The organism is Streptomyces sp. NPDC001858, from assembly GCF_053594615.1.
In genome coordinates this window covers 38,086-63,704 of record NZ_JBSFEV010000003.1, presented here as the reverse complement: position 1 = coordinate 63,704, position 25,619 = coordinate 38,086, and the positions used below count along the sequence as shown (strand labels likewise).

Below are 25,619 nucleotides of genomic sequence, written 5' to 3'. Positions count from 1 at the left end.
GCGAGCGCGGGAGCCGAGCCCGCCCGGGACGCCGTCGCCGTCGGCACCGCTCCCGGCCCCGGTGCCAGGGTCTCCGCCTCCAGGAACGACGTGCCCAGCCTCTTCACGCCTCATGGCCGCACGAGATTCCGCAGGTCGGCGAAACGTCGCTCGCCGATGCCATTGACCTCGCGCAACTCGTCCACCGACCGGAAACCGCCGTGCTGTGCCCGGTAGTCGACGATGTGCTGCGCCAACACGGGGCCGACGCCGGGCAGGGTGTCGAGCTGATCGACGGTGGCCGTGTTGAGGGAGACGGGGGCCGCGGGCCCGGCACCTGCCCCTGCCCCCGCACCGGCGGCACCTCCCGCTCCCGCCCCGACGGGCCCGGCCGGCGCCGGTCCGCCGACGACGACCTGCTCCCCGTCCACGAGGAAGCGCGCGCGATTGAGACCGTCGGTGTTGGTGCCGGGCCGGACTCCACCGGCCGCACCCAAGGCGTCGACGACACGTGAACCGGCCGGGAGCCGGTGGATACCGGGCTTTCGCACCTTCCCGCTGACGTCCACGACGATCTCGGCCCCTGCCGTACTCCCCATGCCCGCCGGCTGGCCGACGGGCGGCGCAGGCTCGGCCGCCGAGCTCTGTTCATCCACCGGGTAGGGCGGCGCGGCTCGCACCACCTCCGGTGCCTGTACCGGCTCGGCCCGTCCCACCCAGAAGTGCTGTACGGCGAAGGCAGCGGCGACGACCAGCAGTACCGTGAGCGCGACCACGCTCCTGCGCTCCAGCCCACAGCGCGCCTGCAGCCACACCGGCATCCGCTCCCGCAGAGCAAACCCCGCCCGCGTCTGCCAGGACCCCACGCCCCGAGGAGCCGTCCCCTCACCCCCTCCGTCGACGTCGTCAGCCCGCACACCCACACCGCCGGACCCACCACCGTGCGACACATCGACCCCGCTCAAGGCATCCGAAGCCCCCGCCGTTCCCGACGCCCCGACCGATCCCCCTGCTCCCCCAACGACCGGATCTCCCTCAACGACCGGAGCCACCCCGGTCTCCGGACCCGCCCCCGCCTCCGGACCCGCCACCGTCTCCGACACGGCCACCGATCCCGAAACCACCGCCGTCCCCGGCTCCGTCGCCGCTGGCGCCCCCGCCGTCACCGACGCCCCCGTCACCGGCGTCTCCACCGCCCCCCGCGCACCCCCCGCTCCCACCGGCACCGCGCCCTCACCTGGTGGCGGCCCCAGTCCCAACTCCCCTCGCATGCGGACCCGTTCGGCGAACAACGCCTCCGCCCGGCGACGGAGTTCCTGCGCCGAGGCGTCACGGTGTCCGGTCCGGCCGCCGCCAGGTGGGCGGAGGCGGCGGGAACGGCCGTCTGAGCCGGGACCCCGTCCAGGGCCGCTGGTCGCATGCGTGCTGTGTGAGCGTGATCGAAGTGCCATGCGACGAGGATCGGACACTTCGCCGAACCGCGATGATCTTGCTCAATTTCCGTGGATCATTCCCCAGTTGTGGATAACTCCACCACTCTTCCGAGTGAGGGAAGTCCTCAGCGCGGCGAGACCACGACCCCGAGCAGCCCCGGCCCGGTATGGGCCCCGATCACCGCTCCGACCTCGCTCACGTGCAGGTCGGCGAGCCCGGGCACACGCGATCGCAGGCGGTCCGCGAGAGCGGACGCCCGGTCGGGAGCGGCGAGATGGTGCACGGCGATGTCGACGGACGCGCTGCCCGCCCGGTCGGCCCCGAGTTCTTCCAGGCGCGCGATCGCCCGCGACGCCGTCCGCACCTTCTCCAGCAGGTCGATGCGCCCTCCCTCCAGCTGGAGGAGCGGCTTCACGGCGAGCGCGGAGCCCAACAGGGCCTGCGCGGCGCCGATCCGGCCGCCACGGCGCAGGTAGTCCAGGGTGTCGACATAGAAGTAGGCGGACGTCCCGGCCGCCCGCTTCTCCGCCGCGGCGACCGCCTCGTCCACCGTGCCGCCCCCCTCGGCGACCTCGGCCGCCGCGAGCGCGCAGAAGCCGAGCGCCATCGCGACCATGCCGGTGTCCACCACCCGTACCGGCACCGGTGCCTCGCGCGCCGCGACGACCGCCGCGTCATACGTGCCGGACAGCTCGGCGGAGAGATGGAGGGAGACGATGCCCGTGGCGCCGGACTCGGCGACCCTGCGATACGTCTCGGCGAAGAGCTGGGGGCTGGGGCGCGAGGTGGTGACGGGTCGTCGCTTCTGCAAGGCCTGCGCGAGGGAACGCGTCGAGATCTCGCTGCCCTCTTCAAGGGCCTGATCGCCGAGGACGACGGTCAGCGGCACCGCTGTGATGCCATGGCGCTCCATCGTCCGCTGCGGCAAGTAGGCCGTTGAATCCGTGACGATCGCGACATGGCGGGACATGACCTGGAGGTTACCTGGCGTAGCCCCCGTACGGCAGCCCGGCCCCTCGCAGCTGGGCCGCCCTTGACCGAATCACGTACCGGTCGGACAGCGCCCGCCCCGGGGTCGCCTCAGGTGGTGCTCTCCGGGCGCGGCTTCTTCTGCCACGGGTAGGTGGGCCGCGTTCCCGGAGGGGTGATGGCAGCCCGGGTCGGCTCCTCCGCGGTGCGGGAGCCGGGTGTCTCCGGCCATGTCTGCCCCGCTGCCGGGCTGTCGGCGGCCGGCGCCTCGGGCCACGAGGGCGGCGTCCGGTCGGGTTCCGAAGTCGTCCAGTGCCGCAGGGCACCGGTCTCGACGTCGATCTGGGCGCTCAGGGAGTCGAGGTCGTCGTCGGCGAAGCGGTGGGCGCGGTCCCGGGCCGCCCAGCGCAGCGAGTCGGCCGATCCCGTGATGCGCTCGGTGCGCTCCCGCAGCGAGGGCAGCCGCTCGGCCAGCGTGGCCCGGTCCGGCTCGGATTCCAGGCGCTTGAGCTCGTCGTCCAGTTCGCGTCCGTGCGCGCTGAGTCTCTGGAAAAGGCCGAGGGACTCCTTGAGGGACTCGTCCTCCGCGACGCCCGCGTGCAGCGCGTCCTGGGTGGCCCGCATCGATGTGCGCAGTTTGAGCCGCAGCTGGGCGATCTCGCCGGCCGGTCCGAGCTGGGCGAAGGACTTGGCCCGAAGGGTGTGGTCCTCGACCGTGCGGCGGGCCTGGGTGATGGTGCGGTCGACGCCCCGCTTGGCGGCTCCGATCGCCTTCACCGTGGCGTAGGCGCCGAGCGCCAGGAACAGCACGAAGAGCAGGGCTACGACGGTGATCACTGCTTCCACGAGCTCCTCCTGCGGCCGGCCACGACACATCCGGCGCCACACATGGCGCGCCCCACTCAAAACGGTAAACGACGCGGGCAGGTTCGGAGTTCCAGAAGAACCCCGAACCTGCCCGCACGAATCCCTTAGGGGACGGCCGCGGCCGGTCTCGGTCCCTTACGCCGGGACGATGTTCACCAGCTTCGGCGCCCGCACGATCACCTTGCGGATCCCGGCGCCGCCCAGGGCGTTCACCACGGCTTCGTCGGCCAGGGCCACCTTCTCCAGCTCCTCGTCGGAGATGGCCGGGGAGACCTCCAGGCGTGCCTTGACCTTGCCCTTGATCTGCACGACGCAGGTCACGCTCTCGTCCACGACGTACGCCGGGTCGGCGACCGGCAGGTCCTGGTGGACGACCGAGTCGGGGTGGCCCAGCCGGCGCCACAGCTCCTCGGCGATGTGCGGGGCCAGCGGGGCGACCAGCAGCACCAGGGCCTCGGCGACGGGGCGCGGCAGCACGCCGCCCGCCTTGGTCAGGTGGTTGTTCAGCTCGGTGATCTTGGCGATGGCGGTGTTGAAGCGCAGGCCCTCCAGGTCCTGGCGCACGCCGTCGATCGCCTTGTGCAGGGCCCGCAGGGTGTCCACGTCGATGTCGGCGTCCTCGACGTCGACGACGGTGACCTCGCCGGTGGCCTCGTCGACGACGTTGCGCCACAGCCGCTGCAGCAGCCGGTACTGGCCCACCACCGCGCGCGTGTCCCACGGCCGGGACACGTCCAGGGGGCCCATCGCCATCTCGTACAGGCGCAGGGTGTCGGCGCCGTACTCGGCGCAGATCTCGTCCGGGGTGACCGCGTTCTTCAGGGACTTGCCCATCTTGCCCAGCAGCCGGGAGACCTTCTCGCCCTCGTAGAAGTACGCGCCGTCGCGCTCCTCCACCTCGGCGGCAGGCACCGCGATGCCACGGCTGTCGCGGTAGACAAAGGCCTGGATCATGCCCTGGTTGAACAGCTTGTGGAAGGGCTCCACGGACGAGACGTGCCCCAGGTCGAACAGGACCTTGGACCAGAAGCGCGCGTACAGCAGGTGCAGCACGGCGTGCTCGGCGCCGCCGACGTACAGGTCGACGCCACCGTGCGGCTGACCCTCGCGAGGGCCCATCCAGTACTGCTCGATCTCCGGGTCGACCAGCTTCTGGCTGTTGTGCGGGTCCAGGTAGCGCAGTTCGTACCAGCAGGAGCCGGCCCAGTTGGGCATGGTGTTGGTCTCGCGGCGGTACTTCTGCGGGCCGCGGCCGTCGCCCAGGTCCAGGGTGACGTTCACCCAGTCCGCGTTGCGGGACAGCGGGGTCTCCGGGGACGTGTTCGCGTCGTCCGGGTCGAAGGTGCGCGGCGAGTAGTCCTCGACCTCGGGCAGTTCCAGGGGCAGCATCGACTCGGGCAGCGAGTGGGCGACGCCGTCCTCGTCGTAGACGATCGGGAAGGGCTCGCCCCAGTAGCGCTGGCGGCTGAACAGCCAGTCGCGCAGCCGGAAGTTGACGGTGCCCTCACCGATGCCCTTGCGCGCCAGCCACTCGGTGATGCGCGCCTTGGCGTCAGCGACGCCCAGGCCGTCCAGGGCGATCTCGTCGTTGGACGAGTTGATGATCTTCGCGTCGTACGACCCGAAGGCGCTCTCCCAGGTCGACGGGTCGGTGCCGCGGTCGTCGGTCGGCTCGACGATGCAGCGGATCGGCAGCTCGAAGGCGCGCGCGAACTCGAAGTCGCGCTGGTCGCCCGCCGGGACGGCCATGATCGCGCCGGTGCCGTAGCCCATCAGGACGTAGTCGGCGATGAAGACGGGGATCTGGTCGCCGTTGACCGGGTTGGTCGCGTACACGCCGGTGAAGACGCCGGTCTTGTCCTTGGCCTCGGCCTGGCGCTCGACGTCGGACTTCGAGGCGGCCTGCGCGCGGTAGGCGGCGACGGCCTCGGCCGGGGTCACGTGGCCGCCGGTCCAGACGTCGTGCGTGCCCTCGGGCCATGCGTCCGGAGTGAACTTGTCGACCAGCGGGTGCTCGGGCGCCAGCACCATGTAGGTCGCGCCGAACAGGGTGTCCGGGCGGGTGGTGAAGACGGTGATCTGCTCGCCGTCCACGGGGAAGTCGACCCGGGCGCCCTCGGAGCGGCCGATCCAGTTGCGCTGCTGCAGCTTGATGGCCTCGGGCCAGTCCAGCGCGTCCAGGTCGTCCAGCAGGCGGTCCGCGTAGGCGGTGATGCGCATGTTCCACTGGCGCAGCTTGGCCTTGAAGACGGGGAAGTTGCCGCGCTCGGAGCGGCCGTCGGCGGTGACTTCCTCGTTGGCCAGCACGGTGCCCAGGCCCGGGCACCAGTTGACCGGCGCGTCGGAGGCGTAGGCCAGGCGGAACTCGCCCAGGACGTCGGCGCGTTCGGTGGCGGTCAGTTCGTGCCACGCGCGCGTGTGCCCCGGTACGGCACGCTCACCGGACTCGAACTGGGCGATCAGCTCGGCGATCGGGCGGGCCTTGTCGGCCTCGTCGTCGTACCAGGAGTTGAAGATCTGCAGGAAGATCCACTGGGTCCACTTGTAGTAGTCCGGGTCGATCGTGGCGAACGACCGACGCCGGTCGTGGCCCAGGCCCAGCCGGCGCAGCTGGACCTTCATGTTCTCGATGTTGGCCTCGGTGGACACACGCGGGTGCGTGCCGGTCTGCACGGCGTACTGCTCGGCGGGCAGGCCGAAGGCGTCGAAGCCCAGGGTGTGCAGGACGTTGTGGCCGGTCATCCGCTGGAAGCGCGCGAAGACGTCGGTGGCGATGTAGCCCAGGGGGTGGCCGACGTGCAGGCCCGCGCCGGAGGGGTACGGGAACATGTCCATGATGAACTTCTTGGGCCGGGCGACCAGCTCGGGGTCGCCGGCCAGGTCGCCCTTCGGGTTCGGCGCGGCGTACGTGCCCTCGGCGTCCCAGAAGTCCTGCCAGCGTGCCTCGATCTCGGCGGCCATGGCAGCCGTGTAGCGGTGCGGCGCGGCCTCTGCCGGGACAGCGGCGGCAGCGGGGTTCGTCTCGCTCATGGTCCTCAAAGCTCCATCGATCGTCTCTGCCAGCGGCCTGTCGTCCAGGAAACGAAAAATCCCCTCGCACAGGAGGGGACGCCGCGCCGATTCCGAACCGTCCGTTCACCGGCGGTCGGGACTGATCAGCGCGGCTCGCTAAGCAGAAGGCGTACAGCACGCATGGCGCTAGGGTACCGCAGGCCTTGAGCACGCGGCGACGCGCTTACGTATGCATGGTCGCGACAACGTTGCTGCAACCAGAATCGATGGGGCGAAGTTGAATCAAGGTCAAGGGTTACTTCGCGTAACAGTAGCTAAGGGACATCACAACAGCCACATTGTCGTTTCATAACAACGCAATAACTCAAACCTCGTACCCATCGGTATGGAGCCACTTAGAGTTCGGCAGCGGGACCGCTTTCCCGAAACTGCTCGGAGTTGCCCCCATGAACCCTCGTCGTAACAGCTCGCTCCCCAAGCCGGGTCAGTCGGTCTATGGGGTGGTGACTGCTGTCGCCCTGATCCTCATACCCGTGCTCGTGCTGGTCGGAGGTGACCAGTTCCAAGCATTCCTGAACTTCGGCGCGGGTGTGCTGTCCCTCGTCTCGCTCAGCTGCTCGGTGATCTGGGGCCTGGTGGCCCAGGACCGGATCTTCCTCAACACCCGCCAGCGGATCATCGGCCAGGCGGTGCACCGGACGATGGCGGTCGGCTCGATCGCGTTCCTGCTGCTGCACATCACGACCAAGATCACGCTCGACCACACCCAGCTCATCGCCGCGATCATCCCCTTCTCGCTGGGCTTCACCGGGAGCGCCGGCCTGATCGGCCTCGGCTCCCTGGCCGGCCTGCTGATGATCTTCGTCGGCATCACGGGCGCGCTGCGCAGCAACTTCGCCGCGCCCGCCGAGGTCGCCGCCCGCTGGCGCGCCATGCACATGTTGGCCTACCCGGCCTGGTGCGCCGCGCTGATCCACGGCCTCTACGCCGGTCGCCAGGCCAAGCCGATCTTCACGATCCTGTACGGCCTGTGCCTGCTGGGCGTCATGGCCGCCCTCGCGCTGCGCGCCGCCCCGCGCCCCTTCAAGCGCCAGGTCGCCGACCGGTTCGGCGCGATCCTCGGCGGCGTCGAGGACCGCTCGGCGATGGACGGCCTCGAGGCTTCACGCGCACGCGTGGGCGAGAAGGGCTCCTCCGGGCTGCCCGGCTACGAGGGCCGCTCGGGCCGCTCGTCCGACACGATGAGCTCCACCCGGATGACCCCGCCGTCATCGCCGCTGTACGACACGCCCGCCACCCCCGAGCCGGCGAACGGCTTCGCGGCCGCCTACCGCGCCGTCAACACACCGCCGCGCGGGCAGCAGCAGCCCTACGCGGCCGACCAGACGGCGCGCATGAACATGCCGTTCGACGTACAGCCCACGCAGGCGATGCCGCGGGCCGACAACGGGGGCAGCACCACGGGCAATTGGCCGATCCCGTCCCCGCCGCCGGTCGGCGAGGCGCCTCCGTCGGCCTACGACCCGCTCCAGGACACGGGATTCAACATCCCGGCCTATGGCAATTCGGGCGCTCCGGGGTACGGCGGAGGTGATGTGTACAACACCGGTGAGACGAACCCGCAGTACGGCGCGTACAACCAGAACGACACGTACAACAGCGGTCCCGCCAATGAACCATCGCCCGGCGCGCCCTTCGACGCACCGGGTTCGGGCGAACCTTGGAACACGCCTTCCGGAGGCTATAGGTGAACGAGGCCCTGCCCGACGTCCCAGAAGTCCGCGTGGTCGGCCTTCCGCAGCTCACGTCGGGTTTCGACCTTGTCGAAAGACTGGATCTGCCCATGCACCTGAAGGTGCATGGGCCGCTCGAACCCCTGGGCGGAGAAGCCCTCGCGAAGCTCTCCGAGAACATCAACCTGAAGGGCCGCGGCGGCGCGGGCTTCCCCTTCCACAAGAAGCTGCGCTCGGTCGCCGAAGCCGCGATCAAGCGCGGCGTACGGCCGGTCGTCGTCGTCAACGGCAGCGAGGACGAACCGGCCTGCCGCAAGGACACGGTGCTCATCAACCGTGCCCCGCACCTCATCCTGGACGGCGCTCTGCTCGTCGCGGAGGCGCTGGGTGCCCGCACGCTCGTGGTGGGGGTCACCCGTGAATCGACGCAGCGCTCCATGGAGGCGGCGCTCTCCGAACGCGGCCTCAGCAACGGCCGTAGATCGGCCCTGAAGGCGTTCGTCCAGCGCAACCCGATCCGCATGGTCACCGGCGCCGCCGCATCGCTGATCCGCTCCATCGACGGCGGCCCGCCGATCCCGCCCGGCCGCAAGGTCAGCGCCTCGCAGAACGGCGTCGGCGGCGCGCCCACCCTGCTCTCCAACGCCGAGACGTTCGCCCAGCTGGCCATCGCCGCCCGCATCGGCCCGGAGCGCTACGGCAACACCGGCCTGTACGACGAGCCGGGCACCGTCATGCTCACGGTCTCCGGCGCGGTCGCCCGCCCGATGGTGATCGAGGTCCCCACGGGCGTGCCGCTGCGCTACGTCCTGCAGCTCGCCGGCGCTCCGCCGGTGCCCCAGGGCGTGCTGACCGGCGGCTACCACGGCAGGTGGATCGACGCGGCGACGGTCAACGAGGCGGTCGTCTCCCGCAACTCCCTCGACGCGGTGGGCGGCGCGCTCGGCGCCGGCGCGATCCTGCCGATCAGCCAGGAGACCTGCCCGCTGGGCGAGTCGCTGCGCGTGGCGCAGTGGCTGGCCGACGAGAGCGCGGGCCAGTGCGGCCCCTGCTACCTCGGTCTGCCGGCTGCCGCACGCGGCATGGAGGACATCATCAACGGCGGCGGCCCGGCCGCCCTGGAGGCGCTCAAGCAGGTCGCCAAGAACGTCAAGCGGCGCGGAGCGTGCTCGCACCCGGACGGCTCCGCGATGTTCCTGGAGTCGACCATCAAGGCGTTCACCGACGACCTGGCCGCGCATGTCCTGGGAAATGGCTGCGGACGGCCCGTGGAGGGCGTTCTGCCGCTCTTCGAGGCCGGCACGGCCCCGGCGGGCATCACGAGCGGCAGCGCGCCGGAGGAGAGCGGCTCGAGCCGCCAGAAGATCTTCGTCGACTGGACGCTGTGCCGTGGCCACGGCCTGTGCGCCGACATCCTCCCGGAGGTCTTCCAGCTCGGCGCCGACGGCTTCCCGACGGTCGCGCAGGCGAAGGTGCCGCAGTACGCGGAGGCCAAGGCGCTGCGCGCGGTGCGCCGCTGCCCCGCGCTGGCGCTGCGCATCGAAGAGGACACGCGCGCGCAGGCGCCCGCCCGCAACCTCCCGGTCCTCTCCCAGGGCCGCGGCCGCCGCGCCCTCGGCCGCTGAGCGACACGACGACGACAAGGGCCGCCCGTTCTCGGGCGGCCCCTCGCGTTTTCGCCCGGGAAGCCCGGGAACGCAAAAAAGAGGGAACGCAAAAAAGATCCCGCCGGATCGAATCCGATCCGGCGGGATCTGCTGTGGAGCTAAGGAGAATTGAACTCCTGACCTCCTGCATGCCATGCAGGCGCTCTACCAACTGAGCTATAGCCCCTTGCGGTGTTCCGCGGGTCTCCCCGGCGGCGACGCCAACATTACCGGCCCAGGGGGTGGACCACCAAATCGTTTCCGCCCTGTCCGGTTTCAGCCGGTTTGACGGTCAAGCGGTGACGAACGAATAGAACCGTTTGAGCGTGCAGTGCTCCTCCAGGAGCCGGCCGTAGATCGGCTCGCCCTCCAGCTCACGGTAGGTCTCGATCGGGTCGCCTTTTATGATCAGCGCCCGCGCGCATTCCTCGCACCAGTACTGGTAGTCGGCGTTGACCGGCTCCATGTCACGAACGATCGGGGTGCCGCTGCCGCACCAGTCGCACTTCCGCCTGTGTGCACCCATCGATCAGCTCCAGCTGTGGCCGCAGGCCGTGCACACGTAGGAAATCCCGCCGTTGTCACCGAGAACCTGGGCCACATGGCCGGAACCGCAGGAGGGGCAGCTGAGCCGCGTGGCCTTGTCCCGTGTCAACGCCGCTTCGGAGAGGTGGCCGACCTCTCCGAGGATGCTCGCAGGCATCGCTACTCCCTCCCGTCGGGCCGCGCCCCCTTCCGGCCGTTTGATTCTGCCACGGCCGGGCCAATACGGTCAGCGACGCCTCAGTACCAGTCCGGACACGGCACCCGAGGCGGCTGTCGTAGCGAGCGCGAACATGCATGTGAGAAGCGCTTCCGAAGAGGTATACGCCTCCGGGGCCCCAAGTGACTCAAGCCGGTTGAAGAACAGTGTGCCGAAGACCGCCACCCCGATCAGCTGCCCGAGCTGGGTGACCGTGGCGAGCAGCCCGCTGGCGTCCGCCGCGTCCTCGGGCCGCACCGTCGCCAGCGCCCCGGTGAGCGTCGGACTGAAGGCGAGGGCGAGCCCGACGCCCACGCCCGCGTACGCCAGGTACAGCCACGCGCCCCCGTGGCCACCGCCGTCGAAGGCCAGCCCGACGCCGGTCACGGACAGCGCGGTGCACGCGAACCCGGCCGGGATCAGGGACCGTTGCCAGGACGCGGGCCACTTGCGCCAGGTCAGGCCGACCGCCCCGAAGACGACCGCGGTCGGCGCGAAGGTGAGACCGGCGCGCAGTGCGCTGTAGCCGAGGCCTCCCTGGACGTGCAGGGTCAGCACGAACAGGAAGCCGCCGTTGACCGCCATCACCGCCATGATGCGCAGAACCGCGAGCCCCATCCCGGGGTGACGCAGCACACGGGGCGCGATCAGCGGGGAGCCGCCGCGACGGGCCAGCCGCGCCTCGTAGGAGCAGAACAGGACGAACACCAGCGCGCCCACCGCCAGCGACAGCCAGGACCACCAAGGCCAGTCCTCCTCCTGCCCGAGCACGAGCGGCACGGTGACCAGCGAGACGGCCGCGCCCAGAAGCACGAGCCCCGGCCAGTCCAACCCGCGCGCTCCCGCACGCGCCCCTGCCGCCGCGTTCTGCTGTCGCACGCCCCCGCCACGCGGCAGGACGCGCCTGCCGACGGCCAGCAGGACGAGGCCCACCGGCACGTTGACGAGGAACACCGGACGCCAGCCGGCGCCCAGCAGATCGGCGCTGACCAGAACGCCGCCCACCACCTGCCCGGCCGCCGCACCGACGGCCAGGACCGCCGCGTAGGCGCCCAGCGCGCGCACCCGGGCGGCGCCGGTGAACGTGCGCTGGATCAGGCTGAGCACCTGCGGGATCATCACCGCCGACCCGGCGCCCTGCACCAGCCGGAACACGATCAGCTCGGTGCTGCCCCGAGCCAGGCCGCAGGCCAGCGAGGCGGCCGTGAAGAGGGCGAGCCCGACGAGGTGGACCCGCCCGTGCCCGAACCGGTCGCCGAGCCGCGCGCCGGTGATCAGCAGCACGGAGTACGTGATGGCGTATCCGGCGACGACCAGTTGGAGGTCCGCGCCGGAGGCGTTCAGGTCGGAACCGATCGTGGGGGCCGCGACGTTCACGATGAAGACGTCGAGCAGTGCCATGAACTGGGCTGCGAGCAGGACCGCGAGCAGCCGCCGAGGCCGATTGTCAGTGCCAGGGTCTTTACTGGCAGCAGGAGTTGAATCGGGTGGAACAGGCGCGGGGACCGGGCTCGTTCGAGGTGTCGTCGTCATGGCGACGAGCGTGCGGGGGATCCGGTACGGGTGCCGAGAGCCCGCTGATGCTGGTACCGACAGCACCTGGCAGGGGACGGACGGGGGATCGACCATGGGGGACGTGACGATGAGGGACGCGACGGCGGAGACACGAACGGGCAGGCAGGGCAAGGAAGCGGCCGAGGCGACAGGGGGGAGGAAGCCCGGGCCGGGGGCGGCGCATCGACGCCGGCCCGAGCTGGCGGCCTTCCTGCGCAGCAGGCGGGCCCGGGTGACACCCGGCGACGCCGGAATGGCGCCCGGGCTGCGCCGCCGCACTCCGGGGCTGCGGCGTGAGGAGGTCGCCCAGCTCTCGGGCGTGGGCGTCACCTGGTACACGTGGCTGGAGCAGGGCCGGCCGATCAACGCCTCGGCGCAGGTCCTGGACGCCGTGGCGCGCACGCTGCGGCTCGACCCGCCGGAGCGGGAGCATCTTTACCACCTGGCGGAGGTGCCCTGCACCTCCGCGCCGGAAGCCCTGGTGCAGAGCGTGGGCCCGGAGATCCAGGACATCATCGACGCCCTGGCGCCCCGGCCGGCGGTGGTCTACAACTCGCGCTACGACATCCTGGCCGCCAACCCCGTCTACCACGACCTGTTCCTCGCTCCGGCGGCCGAGCTCGCCCCCCGGGTGCCGTGCAACGCCCTGTGGCGGCTGTTCACCGTGCGGGAGGAGGACAGCCCGCTGGTGTTCCGGGACCAGGAGCTGCCTGTGATGGTGGCGACCCTGCGGGCGTCGTACGGACTGCATGCCCGCGAGCCCGTCTGGGAGGACTTCATACGCAGGCTGTCGGAGGCGAGCCCGCTGTTCGCGCGGCTGTGGGCGTCCGGTGACGTGGCGGAGCCCGGCAGCCGTGTGAAGGTCTTCCGGCACGCGGTCGTGGGCGAACTGAGGATGACGTCCACGTCGCTGTCGATCAACGGGATGCCGGAGTCCCGGATCGTCGTCTACACGCCGAACGACGAGGAGACGGAGCGGCGCACGGCCCGGCTGTGGAAGGAGGCAAAAGGAAATCCCGCCCCTTGAGGGACGGGATCTTCTCGGAACGATCTCAACCGATCCCAATCGATCTTTGACAACTCAACAGAGTGTCGGCCGACCGATCAGACGATCAGTGGAGCTAAGGAGAATTGAACTCCTGACCTCCTGCATGCCATGCAGGCGCTCTACCAACTGAGCTATAGCCCCTTGTGCCACGCGGCCGAAGCCGTATGGTGTTTCGCCCCGCTCGGCGGGGCGAACAAGAAGAACTTTAGCCTGCGACCTGCCGGAAAGTGAAATCCGGGTCCCGGCGGCCGCCCGGCGCTCAGTCGTCGTCGCCGAGCACCGGCTCGGGCAGGGTGCCGGCGTTGTGCTCGAGCAGCCGCCAGCCTCGGGCGCCCTCGCCGAGGACGGACCAGCAGCAGTTGGAGAGACCGCCCAGGCTCTCCCAGTTGTGGGAGTCCAGGCCGAGGAGACGGCCGATGGTGGTCCGGATGGTGCCGCCGTGGCTGACGACGACCAGCGTGCCGTCCTCGGGCAGCTTCTCGACGTGCCGCAATACGACGGGGGCGGCCCGGTCGGCCACCTCCGACTCCAGTTCGCCGCCGCCGCGGCGGACCGGCTCACCGCGCTTCCACGCGGTGTACTCGTCGCCGTGGCGGGCGATGATCTCGTCGTGCGTCAGCCCCTGCCAGACGCCCGCGTACGTCTCGCGCAGGGCCTCGTCGTGGGTCACCTCCAGGCCGGTGAGCGCGGCGAGCTCGGCGGCCGTGTTCGCCGCCCTCGACAGGTCCGAGGCGACGATCGCGTCGGGCTCGAGGGAGGCGAGCAGCCGGGCGGCGCGGCGGGCCTGAGCCACGCCGGTCTCGGTCAGCTCGACGTCCGTCGTGCCCTGGAAGCGGCGCTCCACGTTCCAGGCGGTCTGGCCGTGCCGCCAGAGGATGACGCGACGGCCACGGCCCGGCTCGCGGGCGGCGGCCGTCTCCGCGGCGGCGGTCATCGCAGCTCCCCGTACTCGGCGGCGTCTTCCTCCTCGGCCTGCAGCTTGGCGTGCTCCTGGGCCTTGCCGCGGGTGGCCTTGGCGTCGGCGGGCAGCTCCAGCTCGGGGCAGTCCTTCCACAGCCGTTCCAGGGCGTAGAAGACACGCTCTTCGCTGTGCTGGACGTGGACGACGATGTCGACGTAGTCGAGCAGGATCCAGCGGGCGTCGCGGTCGCCCTCCCGGCGGACGGGCTTGGTGCCGAGCTCCTTCTGGAGGCGCTCCTCGATCTCGTCGACGATCGACTTGACCTGGCGGTCGTTGGGCGCGGAGGCCAGCAGGAAGGCGTCCGTGATCGACAGCACGTCGCTGACGTCGTAGGCGATGATGTCGTGCGCGAGCTTGTCGGCGGCCGCCTGAGCGGCGGCGGTGATGAGCTCGATGGAGCGGTCGGTGGCGGTCACTACGTGGCTTTCCCTAGGCGGACACTTGTCCTCAAGGGTCTCACGGTCCGCCGACGGCACCCCACGTGATGGAGGGATCACACGCGGGGGCCGCTTCCGATCGGCCCCCGCGAGTCCTCCCCCGTCCGGGTCGTCACCGGGTCACTCGGTCGAGGTGGGCTCGTAGTCCTCGCCCAGGACGACCGCCACGTCGGCGTTCGCGGCGACGCTGCCCTTCTTCACGACGCTGTCGTCCAGGCCCAGGGTCTTGGCGACCTCGGTGGCGTTCGCCTTCTGGCCGGCGTCGGCGTAGAGCACCTGCGAGGTGGCCTTCGTGTCCGCCGGGGCGCCGGCGTCCCGGAAGGTGAAGCCGCCGTTGAGGAGCACCACGCGCGCGTCCTCGGTGTTGTCCCTGGTGCCGCTGGCGTTCTGCACGGAGACGCTGACGGCCGCGTCCTTGTCGGGGCTCTTCGCGGCGCCGCCGAGGACGTCCTTGACGACGCCCGCGCTCGCCTCGGCGCTGAGCGTGCCGTCGCTCTGGACGGGCAGCAGGGCGGTCTTGTAGTCGCCGCCCTTGGCGAGGTCGGCGAGCTTGGCGAGGAAGGCGCCGAGATCGTTGTCGGTCAGCGACGGGTCCAGGATCTGCGCCAGGGTCTGCACGGTGACGGTGGCGCCCTCCGCGTCGGAGGACACCTTGCGCATCACGCCCTGCATGACCTGGCCGAACCGCTGCAGCTGGGCGTTCTGGGCCTCGCCCGCGGCCCGGTAGGTGGCGTAGGCGACGGCCATCTTGCCGCTGAGAGTCTGGTCCTGTCCCTTGTTGACGAGTGCGGCCGCGCCCTTCTTGGCGTCCGGGTCGGGCACGGCGGTGTCGGTGTCGACCTCGATGTTGCCGACGAGGTCGACGAGGTTCTGCAGGTAGGGCGTGTCGAGCCGCCAGGTGCCCTGGATGTCCGTGCCGAGCACCGTGTCCAGCGATTCGCGCGTCCCGGCGGAGCCGTCGTCGTCGACGGACTTGGCCAGCGTCGTCGTGGTGCCGTCGTCGTCCGTGACGACGAGGGAGTTGGGCAGCAGGACCGTGGTGGCCCGCTTGGTCGTGGCGTTGTCCACGAGCAGCACCGTGGAGGTGCCTCCCGCGGCGGTGTCGTGCAGATGGACGACGACCACGTCGCGCTTCTGGGCGGCGGTGGCGGTCGTGGCGCCCGTGTCGGAGCCGGAGGACGAGGACGACAGGCCGGGCAGCTTCCCGGCGTACCCGAGGTAGCCCACTCCGCCGACCGCGACCAGCGCCAGGACCACGCCGAGGGCGACGATGCGGCTGCGGGCCCGGCGCTTGGCCTCCTCGCGGCGCTCGGTGCGGTTCTCGGTGAAGTTCAGCCAGTCGATGACGTCCTCGGAGTCGCCGTCGGGCTCCTCCACGAACGCGAACTGCTCGGTGTGGTACTCCCGTTGAGGCTGCCCGGAGGCGGCGCCGGACGTGCCGCGCGCGTCAGCCGCCGCGGCACCGCCGTCGAGGACCGCCCCGACCGCGGGGCCGGCCCCGGAGTCGGCCGCGGGCTCGGGCTCGACCGGACCGGCCTGCTGCGGGATGTAGGCGGTCTGCTCGGCGCCGCGGGGCTGCTCGCCCCGGGGCTGCTGTCCGCCGACGGCGGTCTGCCCGTAGGGGTCGTACGGGGCCTGGGTCGCGGTGCCGTAGGGGTCGTAGCCGACGGGGGCCTGCCGGCCGGTGTCGTACCCGGGGGTGGACGGCTGCTGACCCGTGTCGTACGGGTCGTAGCCGGGCTGCTGCTGCCCGCCCGTGTCGTACGGGTCGTAGCCGGGCTGCTGCTGCCCGCCCGTGTCGTACGGGTCGTAGCCGTACCCCTGCCGACCCTGCCCCTGCCCTTGCCCCTGGTGCTGCTGTCCGCCCTGCTGCCCGTACGGGTCGTAGGACTGCTGCGGCACCTGCTGGGGCGGGACCTGGACCTGTCGGTAGACGGGCTGCCCGTACTCGTCGTAGCCGACGAGTTCGTACTGGTCGGCCCCGTACCCCGCGTCGTATCGGTCGTTCACCGGTACCCCCTCTCGGCTCAGTCGCCGCGGTACAGCTCGCGCTTGTCGATGTAGCGCACGACTCCGTCGGGCACCAGATACCAGACGGGGTCTCCCTTGGCGACTCTCGCACGGCAGTCCGTCGAGGAGATGGCGAGAGCGGGCACCTCGACGAGCGAGACACCGCCCTCGGGCAGACCGGGATCCGTGAGGTTGTGCCCGGGCCGGGTGACGCCCACGAAGTGCGAAAGGGAGAACAACTCCTCGCTGTCCCTCCAGGTCAGGATCTGACCGAGGGCGTCGGCGCCGGTGATGAAGAAGAGGTCGGTCTCGGGGTTGAGGGCCCGCAGATCGCGCAGGGTGTCCACGGTGTACGTGGGACCGCCGCGGTCGATGTCGATACGGCTGACCGAGAACTGGGGGTTCTCGGCGGTCGCGATGACCGTCATCAGATAGCGGTCCTCGGCCGGGGAGACGCTGCGGTGCGTCTTCTGCCAGGGCTGACCGGTCGGAACGAACACGACCTGGTCCAGGTGGAACTGCGCGGCGACCTCACTGGCCGCCACGAGGTGTCCGTGGTGGATCGGATCGAACGTCCCGCCCATGACGCCGAGGCGGCGCTTGCCCGGGTTCCGTGGGCCGGTAGGCATGTCCTGCTCTCCCATGCGTGCAGACCCTACCGGCCGGGTCCAGGGGCCCCGGCCGATGCTTGCCCGGAGCGTCCCGCTATGCCGGACTGGCCGTCGGTGAACACGTGATGTCTCGGCGGTCGTGAGGTCTCAGCGGTCGCGGTTGAAGCGGGTGGTGATCCACAGCAGGAGCAACAGGATGAGGAGGGCGCTGCCGCCGGTGACCCACGGTTCGAGGCTCTCGTGGTTGCCACCGTGCTCTTCGCCCTCGGCTGCGAGGGTGACCAACTGGGCGGCGGCGCTGTGAAGGCTCATCTTCGGCAGTACCTATTCAGTGAGGGCGGGATAAAGACGTCGGCCCATCGTAAGCGGGAGGCTCGGCGGCGATCACGCCGACTCCGCCATTGGGAACCTTCCCGCCGGCTCAGTCGTCCTTCCGCTTGTAGCCCCGCAGCAGGAACCACGCGGCGAGCACACAGCCCAGGACCATCACGATCAGTACGACGCGGAGCAGATTCCCCGCCCCCTGCTGCTGGGCGGCGCCGGCGGCCTCGGTGAGCCAGGCGGCTGCGGGGTGGTGCTCCATGGCGCGGGACTCCTTCGGTGTAGTGCCCGTCCACGGTAACTCCGCCTAGGCTGAGCTCTGCTTCGGGGGCGCAAAGGACCGCACAAGGTCCGTAAAGGGTCATGTAAAGGCCACAGAGACGCACATGGGGGAAGACATGTCCGACGACGGCCACGAGCAGGACGACACCGCTCACAAGAACGTGCCCAGCAGGCAGCGCAGGCGCTTCCCGGAAATCTCCTCCCGTGCGTACGAGCACCCGGCCGACCGCTCCGCCCTGGTGGCGCTGCGCAAGCTGAGCGGCTTCGACACGGTGTTCAAGGCGCTCAGCGCGCTGTTGCCCGAGCGCAGCCTGAGGCTGCTCTTCCTGTCCGACTCGGTGCGGGTCTCCGACCAGCAGTTCACGCACCTCAATGACATGCTGCGGGACGCCTGCCAGATCCTGGACCTGAAGAAGGTCCCGCCCATGTACGTCAACCAGGACCCGCAGCCCAACGCGATGTGCATCGGCCTGGACGAGCCGATCATCGTGGTCACCACCGGGCTCGTCGAGCTGCTCGACGAGGAGGAGATGCGCGCGGTCATCGGCCACGAGGTGGGCCACGCGCTGTCCGGGCACGCCGTGTACCGCACGATCCTGCTGTTCCTGACGAACCTGGCGATCCGGGTCGCCTGGATCCCGTTGGGCAACCTCGCGATCATGACGATCGTGACGGCGCTGCGCGAGTGGTTCCGCAAGTCGGAGCTGTCCGCCGACCGCGCGGGTCTCCTCGTCGGCCAGGATCTGAAGGCCTCGATACGCGGCCTGATGAAGATCGCCGGCGGCAACCACCTGCACGAGATGAACGTGGACGCGTTCCTGAAGCAGGCGGAGGAGTACGAGGCCGGCGGCGATCTGCGCGACTCGGTGCTGAAGATCCTCAACGTGCTGCCCCGCACCCACCCCTTCACCACCGTGCGCGCGGCCGAGCTGAAGAAGTGGGCCGAGTCCCGCGACCACCAGCGGATCATGGACGGGCACTACCCGCGGCGCACCGAGGACAAGGACACCTCGGTCACGGACTCCTTCCGCGAGTCGGCCACCCACTACGCGACGAGCGTCAAGAGCTCCAAGGACCCGCTGATGAAGCTGGTCAGCGATATCGCGGGCGGTGCGGGCGACCTGGGCGGCCGGGTGCGACGCGGCTTCGGCGGCTTCACGTCCTCGGCGCCGCCGCAGGACGGGTCGCCGCGGAACGGCTCCGCCGACCCGGACGGCCCGACGGACCCGCCCCCGGCCGACAGGAGCTGACGGCCTCCCCCGGGCGGCGGGGGCTCACACCTTCGGCTGGACGCTCGTGGCCAGGGCTCCGCACAGGGACGCCGCGCCGTCGGTCGCGTAGGGGTCCGTGCCGGCCGGGCCGCCCGTCTTCGCGGTCTCGCCGGCGAGCAGGGGGCGCAGATGGTTCGTGGAGTCCTCGGCGCAGGAGAGCGGGCCGGCCTGGACGTAGGACATGACCAGCTGGACCTGGTGGGTGCGCAGGTCCTCGCGGTCGAAGCGGAAGTGCAGCTCGCGGCGGACGGTGAAGAGGGAGGCCGGGGCGTCGGCGGCGGCGCCGGTGGGCCGTAGGGCGTACACGAGGGTGTGGTCCGCCGTGACCTCGAGGGTCGAGGAGTCGGTCTCGGCGGCCTCCAGTGTGCCCCGGACGCGGATCTTGCTGTCGGCCAGCTGCGCCTGCGCGGGGTCGAAGCGGATCAGCCAGCCGGTCGGCGCGTGCCGCCCGTCGGCGGCCGGGTGGCTGAAGCTCTCGTCGAACTGGTCGAGCTGGTCGGCGTCGATCAGGGCGCGCACGGGCCGCACCTGCTGTCCGGTGAGCACCTCCGGGTAGAGGGAGGAGTGCACGATGTACTCCTTGGCCGTGGTCAGGGCGGTGACGACCTGGCTGTCGGAGAAGTGCGCGGTGCGCCGGGAGGCGGGCAGCGCGATGCCGTCGGCGCCGACGCGGAACTGTGCGGCGGGGCTGCGCGCGAACAGCGACTCGGGGTCGGCCGCCCCGGGCACCACGCCCTGCGGGGAGAGCGGGATGACGGTCATCCGCAGGGGCTCGACGGGCCGGCGCGCGGCCGGGCTCTGGTAGGGGTTGCGCAGGCCCATGTAGACGGCCGTGCCGAAGGCGACGGCGATCAGCAGGACCAGCAGAAGCGCCTGCCGGGACAGGCTCCGGCTTCGACCCCGGCCCCGGCTCCGGCTCAGGGGCGGACGGGTGCGGACGGCGGGCGCGTGGTCGGCCATGCGCTCCTGTGCGGAGTACTCCTGGATACGGGCAGCGCGGACGAACGATTCGTCGAAGACGACGGATCGGTACTCGTCCTCTCCACCTGCGGGAGCGCCCTCGGGTGTTCCCTCCGGTGGGTCTCCAGGCCCGGCCATACTTTCAGAGTAGGTCGCACGGAGCCCAGGTAAACGCCCTGCTGTACGACAAGTTCTGACAGGTTCTCACCAGCTCCGACCCCGCCCGCGGAGCCCTCGCACGCCCCTGCGCCGCACATGCGTTCAGGGCGTGCGCGGGACCGCCGAGACGGGTGGCTGGGAATAGTCGGCGGAGGCGGACGGCGGCGGCACGGTCCCCTGTTCGAGGCCGGTCGTGGCGGGCGGCGGCACCTGGTCCCGGCTGCCCGAGGACGCGCCCCGGTAGACCGCGGCGAAGGCCAGCGCGACCATGCCGACCCCCATGATGAGGGCGAGGATCCAGGCCACCGGGCGATGCCAGCGGACCAGCTTGCCGTAGGTCCCGGGGGCGCCGTAGCGGCCCTCCCAGGCTTCGGGGAGGTCGCCGTCGTCCAGGTCGTCGAAGTCGGGATCATGGCCGAATTCACCGGGTCCGTCGGGGCCGTAGGCGTCGTCGTAGCGGTCGCCTCTGGCGCGGGATCGGCGGGCTTCGGCCTCGGAGGCCTCGGCTCTCGCCTCCGCGGCGGCAAGGAGGCGTTCGACGGCGGTCGGCTCGTGCACCACGGCCGCCTGTACGAAGGCCTCGTCGAAGACCACGGAGGCGAACTCTTCGTCCGACACCCCGCGGTCGTGATCGTCGTCGGGCTCCCAGCCGTCCGGAAACGGCATACCCCCCACGTCCTCCGGCACAAATCCAGAGTAGACCTGGGGGGTCAATTTGGGCAGACGGTAGGGAAATTCATCCGCCGGATGAGACGCCTCTCACGGCGTCTCTCACGGCGTCTCTCACCGCGTCGCCGTGGGGGCTCAGCGCCGTACGTGGCCGTCGCCCGTGACGATGTACTTGGTGCTGGTCAGCTCCGGGAGGCCCATCGGGCCCCTGGCGTGCAGCTTCTGGGTGGAGATGCCGATCTCCGCGCCGAAGCCGAACTGGCCGCCGTCGGTGAAGCGGGTGGAGGCGTTCACGGCCACCGTGGTGGAGTCGACCAACTGGGTGAAACGGCGGGCGGCCTGCTGGGAGGTGGTGACGATGGCCTCGGTGTGGCCGGAGGTCCACAGCCGGATGTGCTCGACGGCCCGGTCCAGCGAGTCGACCACGGCGGCGGCGATGTCGTGGGAGAGGTACTCGGTCTCCCAGTCCTCCGGGGTCGCCTCCACGACGGTCGCCCTGGAGTCCTTGGCGTACGCCAGCACGCGCTCGTCGGCGTGCACGGTGACGCCGGCCTCGGCGAGGGCGTCCAGGGCGCGGGGCAGGAACTCGGGGGCGATGTCCTGGTGGACGAGGAGGGTCTCGGCGGCGTTGCAGACGCTGACCCGGTGCGCCTTGGAGTTGATCAGGATGTCGATCGCCATGTCGAGATCGGCGTGGGCGTCGACGTAGACGTGACAGTTGCCGGTGCCGGTCTCGATGACCGGGACGGTGGACTCCGTGACGACGGTCTGGATGAGCGAGGCGCCGCCGCGCGGGATGAGGACGTCGACCAGCCCGCGGGAGCGCATCAGCTCGCGCACGCTGTCGCGGCCCTCGCCGGGCACCAGCTGCACGGCGTCGGCGGGCAGCCCGGCGCCGCCGACCGCATCGCGGATCACCCGGACGAGGGCGGTGTTCGACTCGAAGGCGGAGGACGAGCCGCGCAGCAGGACGGCGTTGCCGGACTTCAGGCAGAGTGCGGCGGCGTCCACGGTGACGTTCGGGCGGGCCTCGTAGATGATGCCGACGACGCCCAGCGGGACGCGGACCTGGCGCAGGTCGATGCCGTTGGGAAGGGTGGAGCCGCGGACGACCTCGCCGACCGGGTCGGGCAGCGCGACGACGTCGCGCACGTCCGAGGCGATGGCCCGGACCCGCTCCGGGGTGAGGGTCAGCCGGTCGATCACCGATTCGGCGGTGCCGGCCTCGCGGGCCTTGGCGATGTCCTTGCCGTTGGCCTCGACGATTTCGCTCGTACGGACCTCCAGCGCGTCCGCGATGGCGAGCAGCGCGTCGTCCTTGGCGGCCCGGGGCAGCGGCGCGAGGTCGGCGGCGGCCGCCTTGGCGCGGTAGGCGGCACGGGTGACCGGGGACATGGAGTCGTACGGGGAGAGCGTGGTCATAAGGGAAGCGTAGTGCGCCGCACGGGCCCCTTCACCGTTCGTTCCACACCCCGAGACCGTCAGTAGGGGTGAACCCCGACGGGGGTCGCCGGGGCCGGGCCGTAGCCCTCGGCGATGCGCTGGTGGTAGGTCTGGCGGTCGATGACCTCCAGGCCGACGATCTCCCAGGGCGGCAGCCCGGCCGTCTGGCGGTGCTCGCCCCACAGGCGCAGGGCGACGGCGGCCGCGTCGTGCAGGTCGCGGGCCTCCTCCCAGTACCGGATCTCGGCGTGGTCGCCCGCGTATCTGCTGGTCAGGAGGAAGGGATGGTCATGGGCGAGCTGTTCGAGAGCGCGCCGGACCTCCTTCAGCGGGGCCTCCTCGCCGGAGACGCTGAGGGTGACGTGCCACAGCCGGGGTACGTCCACGGGCCGGCCGCCCTTCGACTCGGCGACCTCCTGGGCCCGGTACCGCTCACCGGCCGCCACACTGGTCAGGGCGCGCTCCTCGCCGGGCGCCCGCGACGGCGACGTCGAACCGGCCGCACGCGAGGCTGCCGCACCGGTCCCGCCGGTACTCCCATGGGCCGCTGCCACCCCAGGGCGCACTCGTCTCACGACGGCCTCCTTTACGCAGCGCTCGTGCGGATCGCGTCCCGCGGTGGCCCGCGGACTCCCGCAGCAGGTGTCCCTGAGACAAAGTTGAGCAGGCCGCACGGCTCCGTGGGGCGGTTTCACGGAACGTCCCCCACCGGTACGGACCGTTCGAGCGTGTTTACGGGTGCAGGATCACCAGGTCGTCCCGGTGGACGACCTCGCGCTCGTACTCCGCGCCCAGTTCCCGCGCCAGTTCCCTGGTCGACCGGCCGATCAGCTGGGGGATCTCCTTGGCGTCGAAGTTGACGAGACCGCGGGCCACCGCGTGCCCCGAGACGTCCCGCAGCTCGACGGGGTCGCCGGCGCTGAAGTCGCCCTCGACGGCGGCGATCCCGGCCGGCAGCAGCGACTTGCGCCGCTCGACGACCGCGCGCACCGCGCCGTCGTCCAGGGTCAGCGACCCCTGCGGGGTGGACGCGTGCTGCAGCCACAGCAGCCGGTCGGCGGAACGCCTGCCGGTGGAGTGGAAGAAGGTGCCCGTGTCCCCGCCGGCGAAGGCGTCGGCCGCGTGGACGGCGCTGGTGAGGACCACGGGGATGCCCGCGGCGGCGGCGATCCGGGCCGCCTCGACCTTGGTGACCATGCCGCCGGTGCCGACGCCCGCCTTGCCGGCGCTGCCGATCTCGACGTGGGCGAGATCCTGCGGCCCGTGCACCTCGGCGATCCGCGCGGTGCCCGGCTTGCCGGGGTCGCCGTCGTAGACGCCGTCGATGTCCGAGAGCAGCACGAGCAGGTCGGCGTGGACGAGATGGGCGACGAGCGCGGCGAGCCGGTCGTTGTCGCCGAACCGGATCTCGTCGGTGGCGACGGTGTCGTTCTCGTTGACGATCGGGAACGCGCCCATCGCGAGCAGCTGGTCGAGCGTGCGGGAGGCGTTGCGGTGGTGGGCGCGCCGGCTCATGTCGTCGCTGGTCAGCAGTACCTGGCCGACGCGGACGCCGTAGCGGGCGAAGGAGGCGGTGTAGCGGGCCACCAGCAGGCCCTGGCCGACGCTGGCGGCGGCCTGCTGACGGGCGAGGTCCCTGGGGCGGCGGCGCAGGCCCAGTGGGGCGAGTCCCGCGGCGATCGCTCCGGAGGAGACGAGGACGATCTCCTTCTCTCCCCCGCTGCGGCTCTTGGCGAGGACGTCGACGAGCGCGTCGACCCGGTCGGCGTCGAGCCCGCCGGAGGCGGTGGTCAGCGACGAGGAGCCGACCTTGACCACGATCCTGCGGGCCTCGCCCACGGCCTGCCTTGCCCCTGCCACCTTGTTGTTCGCCCCTTGCCTAGGTCCGGCTGCCGGTTTGGCAATCTACGCGAACGGGACGCGGGCCGCTCCGGGGTTTCAGCTCGCGGACAGCCCGGACGGCGTAGTCGTTCGTTCACCCGTTGCGTACGGCAAAGCGGTCGTATCGGTTCCCCATAGGATTTGAAGAGAACACAAATTTATTTTGAAGTTTGTGTCACCTACAGTTCGCCCTGTGAAGCGCATACTCCTCAGATCGGGGAAGAGCCCCTTCGACGTGGTCCCCGTCGAGGAAGCCCTCCACCGCGACGTGATCGCCACCAACGCCGGCAACCTGATCTTCAGCGACGCCGCGCACAAGATCCTCACCGTGCCGGACACCGAGGTCGTCTCCAACGGCATGCGGACCGAGGTGAAGGCGGCGGCCCAGATCAACGAGGAGTACGACGCCTTCGTCGTGCCGCTGGCCAACGCCTTCCGGCCGACCTTCGAGCCGGGGCTGCAGCGGCTGACCCGGCTCATCGGGAAGCTGAAGATCCCGGTCGTGGTGCTGGGCGTCGGCGCGCAGTTCGGCGTGACCTACAGCCCGGAGCGGCTGAAGCCCATGGAAGCCAGCGTGCGCGCCTTCTGCGCGGCCGTGCTGGAGCACAGCGCCTCCATAGGCGTGCGGGGCGAGTTCACCGAGCGCTACCTCAACGACCTGGGGTTCCGGGACGTCGAGGTCATAGGCTGCCCGTCGATGTTCCTGCACGGCGACCGGCTGCCGGTGGAGAAGAAGACGGCGGCGCTGACCGCCGAGTCGCGGATCAGCGTCAACGGCTCGCACACGGCGGTGCGCGGCGGCGGTCTGCACAAGGTGATCGCCCGCGCCCACGAGCGCTATCCGAACCTGCTCTACATAGGCCAGAACCTCAGCGACGCCAAGCAGCTGTACTGGCGGGACGTGGACTCCGTGGGCGGCCGGGTGGTCGAGATGCCGACCCACCCCGACCACCCGATGTACCGGGAGGGCAAGGCGCGGGTCTACATCGACCCGGTCACCTGGATGGACGACCTGCGGGAGTTCGACTTTTCGTTCGGCTCGCGCATCCACGGCAACATCGCGGCCCTGCTGGCCGGTACGCCCGCGACCGTGCTGGCCTTCGACTCGCGCACGCTGGAGCTGTGCCGCTACTTCGAGATCCCGCACCGGCTGCTCAGCGAGGTGCCCGAGGACCTCGACCCGGCCGACCTCTACGAGGAGGCCGACTTCACCGCCCTCACCGGCAACCACAAGGGTCGCTTCGACCGGTTCGCCGCGTTCCTGGACAAGAACGGGCTGCAGAACACCTTCACCCACGGGGACGGCGGCGCGGCCTTCGACAAGAAGCTCCGCTCGCTGTCCTTCCCGGCGGGTGTGCGCCCGTGGAACGAGGCCGACGTGGCCTCGCTGACCAGCCGGTTCGGCTGGCTGCACCACCGCATCCACGAGCTCGACTCCCAGAACGCCCAGCTGAAGCGGGACCTGGCGAAGAGCCGGACCGGCGCGCGGGCGGCGGCCAAGGCCGCCTCGGTCATCCCCTCGCCCTCGATCTACCGCCGCGCCAAGCGCGCGGTGGGCGGCCCGCTGCGCCGCGCCCTGAAGCCGAACAAGCCCTGAAGCAGAACCAGCCTTGAAGCCGAACCGGCAGAC

Annotated in this window: 23 protein-coding genes and 2 tRNA genes; 5 read left to right on the top strand and 20 right to left on the bottom strand. The window is 70.9% G+C overall.

Annotation, left to right across the window (positions count from 1 at the left end):
* Positions 1 to 110 precede the first annotated feature (110 nt).
* From ACWCPF_RS04905 to leuS, 4 genes are all read right to left on the bottom strand, one after another.
* Positions 111 to 902 (bottom strand): helix-hairpin-helix domain-containing protein, encoded by a 792-nt coding sequence (locus tag ACWCPF_RS04905; RefSeq protein WP_451043535.1) that lies wholly within the window; start codon positions 900 to 902, stop codon positions 111 to 113.
* Between the two features lie 635 nt (positions 903 to 1,537).
* Positions 1,538 to 2,383 carry a DegV family protein gene (locus tag ACWCPF_RS04900; protein ID WP_451043534.1) on the bottom strand — a complete coding sequence of 282 codons (846 nt, stop codon included), beginning with the start codon at positions 2,381 to 2,383 and terminating at the stop codon, positions 1,538 to 1,540.
* 110 nt (positions 2,384 to 2,493) lie between these two features.
* Positions 2,494 to 3,228: a hypothetical protein gene (locus tag ACWCPF_RS04895; protein WP_451043533.1), complete on the bottom strand. Its 735-nt coding sequence runs from the start codon at positions 3,226 to 3,228 to the stop codon at positions 2,494 to 2,496.
* Positions 3,229 to 3,384: 156 nt separating this feature from the next.
* Positions 3,385 to 6,279 (bottom strand): leucine--tRNA ligase, encoded by a 2,895-nt coding sequence (gene leuS, locus ACWCPF_RS04890; RefSeq protein WP_451043532.1) that lies wholly within the window; start codon positions 6,277 to 6,279, stop codon positions 3,385 to 3,387.
* A gap of 428 nt (positions 6,280 to 6,707) precedes the next feature.
* Here leuS and ACWCPF_RS04885 point away from each other — a divergent pair, with 428 nt between their 5' ends.
* Positions 6,708 to 8,012 (top strand): cytochrome b/b6 domain-containing protein, encoded by a 1,305-nt coding sequence (locus ACWCPF_RS04885; protein WP_451043531.1) that lies wholly within the window; start codon positions 6,708 to 6,710, stop codon positions 8,010 to 8,012.
* Positions 8,009 to 9,619 carry an NADH-ubiquinone oxidoreductase-F iron-sulfur binding region domain-containing protein gene (locus tag ACWCPF_RS04880; protein ID WP_451043530.1) on the top strand — a complete coding sequence of 537 codons (1,611 nt, stop codon included), beginning with the start codon at positions 8,009 to 8,011 and terminating at the stop codon, positions 9,617 to 9,619. Before ACWCPF_RS04885 ends, ACWCPF_RS04880 begins: the two co-directional genes overlap by 4 nt.
* A 135-nt stretch (positions 9,620 to 9,754) precedes the next feature.
* On the opposite strand, the gene ACWCPF_RS04875 is transcribed toward ACWCPF_RS04880, so the two are convergent.
* The 4 genes from ACWCPF_RS04875 to ACWCPF_RS04860 all read right to left on the bottom strand — a co-directional run bounded on the left by ACWCPF_RS04875 (position 9,755) and on the right by ACWCPF_RS04860 (position 11,915).
* Positions 9,755 to 9,827, bottom strand: a tRNA-Ala gene (locus ACWCPF_RS04875).
* 105 nt (positions 9,828 to 9,932) lie between these two features.
* Complete coding sequence (locus ACWCPF_RS04870; protein WP_005479297.1) at positions 9,933 to 10,166, bottom strand: hypothetical protein; 234 nt, start codon at positions 10,164 to 10,166, stop codon at positions 9,933 to 9,935.
* A gap of 3 nt (positions 10,167 to 10,169) precedes the next feature.
* Positions 10,170 to 10,343, bottom strand: a complete 174-nt coding sequence (locus tag ACWCPF_RS04865) for a hypothetical protein (protein WP_329217253.1) — start codon at positions 10,341 to 10,343, stop codon at positions 10,170 to 10,172.
* Between the two features lie 69 nt (positions 10,344 to 10,412).
* Complete coding sequence (locus ACWCPF_RS04860; RefSeq protein ID WP_451043529.1) at positions 10,413 to 11,915, bottom strand: MFS transporter; 1,503 nt, start codon at positions 11,913 to 11,915, stop codon at positions 10,413 to 10,415.
* A gap of 94 nt (positions 11,916 to 12,009) precedes the next feature.
* On the opposite strand from ACWCPF_RS04860, the gene ACWCPF_RS04855 reads away from it, so the two are divergent.
* Positions 12,010 to 12,963, top strand: coding sequence for a helix-turn-helix transcriptional regulator (locus ACWCPF_RS04855; RefSeq protein ID WP_451043528.1), 954 nt, complete (start codon positions 12,010 to 12,012; stop codon positions 12,961 to 12,963).
* Positions 12,964 to 13,052: 89 nt separating this feature from the next.
* Here the strand turns inward: ACWCPF_RS04855 and ACWCPF_RS04850 are convergent.
* The 7 genes from ACWCPF_RS04850 to ACWCPF_RS04820 all read right to left on the bottom strand — a co-directional run bounded on the left by ACWCPF_RS04850 (position 13,053) and on the right by ACWCPF_RS04820 (position 17,586).
* Positions 13,053 to 13,125: transfer RNA gene (locus ACWCPF_RS04850), tRNA-Ala, on the bottom strand.
* A gap of 118 nt (positions 13,126 to 13,243) precedes the next feature.
* Positions 13,244 to 13,918 (bottom strand): histidine phosphatase family protein, encoded by a 675-nt coding sequence (locus ACWCPF_RS04845; protein WP_451043527.1) that lies wholly within the window; start codon positions 13,916 to 13,918, stop codon positions 13,244 to 13,246.
* Positions 13,915 to 14,361 (bottom strand): ribosome silencing factor, encoded by a 447-nt coding sequence (gene rsfS, locus ACWCPF_RS04840; RefSeq protein WP_451043526.1) that lies wholly within the window; start codon positions 14,359 to 14,361, stop codon positions 13,915 to 13,917. The genes ACWCPF_RS04845 and rsfS overlap by 4 nt, the downstream gene beginning before the upstream one ends.
* Before the next feature lie 141 nt (positions 14,362 to 14,502).
* Complete coding sequence (locus ACWCPF_RS04835; protein WP_451043525.1) at positions 14,503 to 16,392, bottom strand: LytR C-terminal domain-containing protein; 1,890 nt, start codon at positions 16,390 to 16,392, stop codon at positions 14,503 to 14,505.
* Between the two features lie 17 nt (positions 16,393 to 16,409).
* Entirely contained in the window at positions 16,410 to 17,036 is a 627-nt protein-coding gene (gene nadD, locus ACWCPF_RS04830; protein ID WP_451043524.1) for a nicotinate-nucleotide adenylyltransferase, read from the bottom strand.
* Between the two features lie 114 nt (positions 17,037 to 17,150).
* The gene (locus ACWCPF_RS04825) at positions 17,151 to 17,315 is read right to left on the bottom strand and encodes a hypothetical protein (protein WP_451043523.1); all 165 of its coding nucleotides are present in this window, start codon (positions 17,313 to 17,315) and stop codon (positions 17,151 to 17,153) included.
* Between the two features lie 109 nt (positions 17,316 to 17,424).
* Positions 17,425 to 17,586 carry a hypothetical protein gene (locus tag ACWCPF_RS04820; protein ID WP_451043522.1) on the bottom strand — a complete coding sequence of 54 codons (162 nt, stop codon included), beginning with the start codon at positions 17,584 to 17,586 and terminating at the stop codon, positions 17,425 to 17,427.
* Between the two features lie 124 nt (positions 17,587 to 17,710).
* Between ACWCPF_RS04820 and ACWCPF_RS04815 the strand changes: the two genes are divergently transcribed.
* Positions 17,711 to 18,856 carry a M48 family metallopeptidase gene (locus ACWCPF_RS04815; RefSeq protein ID WP_451043521.1) on the top strand — a complete coding sequence of 382 codons (1,146 nt, stop codon included), beginning with the start codon at positions 17,711 to 17,713 and terminating at the stop codon, positions 18,854 to 18,856.
* A 24-nt stretch (positions 18,857 to 18,880) separates the two neighbouring features.
* Here the strand turns inward: ACWCPF_RS04815 and ACWCPF_RS04810 are convergent, their stop codons facing one another.
* The 5 genes from ACWCPF_RS04810 to proB all read right to left on the bottom strand — a co-directional run bounded on the left by ACWCPF_RS04810 (position 18,881) and on the right by proB (position 23,947).
* Positions 18,881 to 19,975, bottom strand: coding sequence for an SCO2583 family membrane protein (locus tag ACWCPF_RS04810; RefSeq protein ID WP_451043520.1), 1,095 nt, complete (start codon positions 19,973 to 19,975; stop codon positions 18,881 to 18,883).
* Between the two features lie 123 nt (positions 19,976 to 20,098).
* The gene (locus ACWCPF_RS04805) at positions 20,099 to 20,683 is read right to left on the bottom strand and encodes an SCO2584 family spore wall biosynthesis protein (protein ID WP_451043519.1); all 585 of its coding nucleotides are present in this window, start codon (positions 20,681 to 20,683) and stop codon (positions 20,099 to 20,101) included.
* Positions 20,684 to 20,800: 117 nt separating this feature from the next.
* Complete coding sequence (locus ACWCPF_RS04800) at positions 20,801 to 22,087, bottom strand: glutamate-5-semialdehyde dehydrogenase (RefSeq protein ID WP_451043518.1); 1,287 nt, start codon at positions 22,085 to 22,087, stop codon at positions 20,801 to 20,803.
* Between the two features lie 59 nt (positions 22,088 to 22,146).
* Positions 22,147 to 22,683, bottom strand: a complete 537-nt coding sequence (locus tag ACWCPF_RS04795; protein WP_451043517.1) for a hypothetical protein — start codon at positions 22,681 to 22,683, stop codon at positions 22,147 to 22,149.
* 157 nt (positions 22,684 to 22,840) lie between these two features.
* Complete coding sequence (gene proB, locus ACWCPF_RS04790; protein ID WP_451043849.1) at positions 22,841 to 23,947, bottom strand: glutamate 5-kinase; 1,107 nt, start codon at positions 23,945 to 23,947, stop codon at positions 22,841 to 22,843.
* Between the two features lie 235 nt (positions 23,948 to 24,182).
* Here proB and ACWCPF_RS04785 point away from each other — a divergent pair, with 235 nt between their 5' ends.
* On the top strand, positions 24,183 to 25,586 hold the full coding sequence (locus tag ACWCPF_RS04785) for a polysaccharide pyruvyl transferase family protein (protein WP_451043516.1): 1,404 nt from the start codon (positions 24,183 to 24,185) through the stop codon (positions 25,584 to 25,586).
* Positions 25,587 to 25,619: the final 33 nt, after the last annotated feature.

What these genes read in the sequence shown, in the direction of transcription:
- ACWCPF_RS04860 (WP_451043529.1), bottom strand. Translation starts at nt 11,915, where the DNA reads ATGACGACGACACCTCGAACGAGCCCGGTCCCCGCGCCTGTTCCACCC.
- ACWCPF_RS04870 (WP_005479297.1), bottom strand. Translation starts at nt 10,166, where the DNA reads ATGGGTGCACACAGGCGGAAGTGCGACTGGTGCGGCAGCGGCACCCCG.
- ACWCPF_RS04800 (WP_451043518.1), bottom strand. Translation starts at nt 22,087, where the DNA reads ATGACCACGCTCTCCCCGTACGACTCCATGTCCCCGGTCACCCGTGCC.
- ACWCPF_RS04865 (WP_329217253.1), bottom strand. Translation starts at nt 10,343, where the DNA reads ATGCCTGCGAGCATCCTCGGAGAGGTCGGCCACCTCTCCGAAGCGGCG.
- ACWCPF_RS04810 (WP_451043520.1), bottom strand. Translation starts at nt 19,975, where the DNA reads ATGGCCGGGCCTGGAGACCCACCGGAGGGAACACCCGAGGGCGCTCCC.
- ACWCPF_RS04815 (WP_451043521.1), top strand. Translation starts at nt 17,711, where the DNA reads ATGGGGGAAGACATGTCCGACGACGGCCACGAGCAGGACGACACCGCT.
- ACWCPF_RS04900 (WP_451043534.1), bottom strand. Translation starts at nt 2,383, where the DNA reads ATGTCCCGCCATGTCGCGATCGTCACGGATTCAACGGCCTACTTGCCG.
- nadD (WP_451043524.1), bottom strand. Translation starts at nt 17,036, where the DNA reads ATGGGAGAGCAGGACATGCCTACCGGCCCACGGAACCCGGGCAAGCGC.
- ACWCPF_RS04855 (WP_451043528.1), top strand. Translation starts at nt 12,010, where the DNA reads ATGGGGGACGTGACGATGAGGGACGCGACGGCGGAGACACGAACGGGC.
- ACWCPF_RS04845 (WP_451043527.1), bottom strand. Translation starts at nt 13,918, where the DNA reads ATGACCGCCGCCGCGGAGACGGCCGCCGCCCGCGAGCCGGGCCGTGGC.
- ACWCPF_RS04885 (WP_451043531.1), top strand. Translation starts at nt 6,708, where the DNA reads ATGAACCCTCGTCGTAACAGCTCGCTCCCCAAGCCGGGTCAGTCGGTC.
- leuS (WP_451043532.1), bottom strand. Translation starts at nt 6,279, where the DNA reads ATGAGCGAGACGAACCCCGCTGCCGCCGCTGTCCCGGCAGAGGCCGCG.
- ACWCPF_RS04820 (WP_451043522.1), bottom strand. Translation starts at nt 17,586, where the DNA reads ATGGAGCACCACCCCGCAGCCGCCTGGCTCACCGAGGCCGCCGGCGCC.
- ACWCPF_RS04825 (WP_451043523.1), bottom strand. Translation starts at nt 17,315, where the DNA reads ATGAGCCTTCACAGCGCCGCCGCCCAGTTGGTCACCCTCGCAGCCGAG.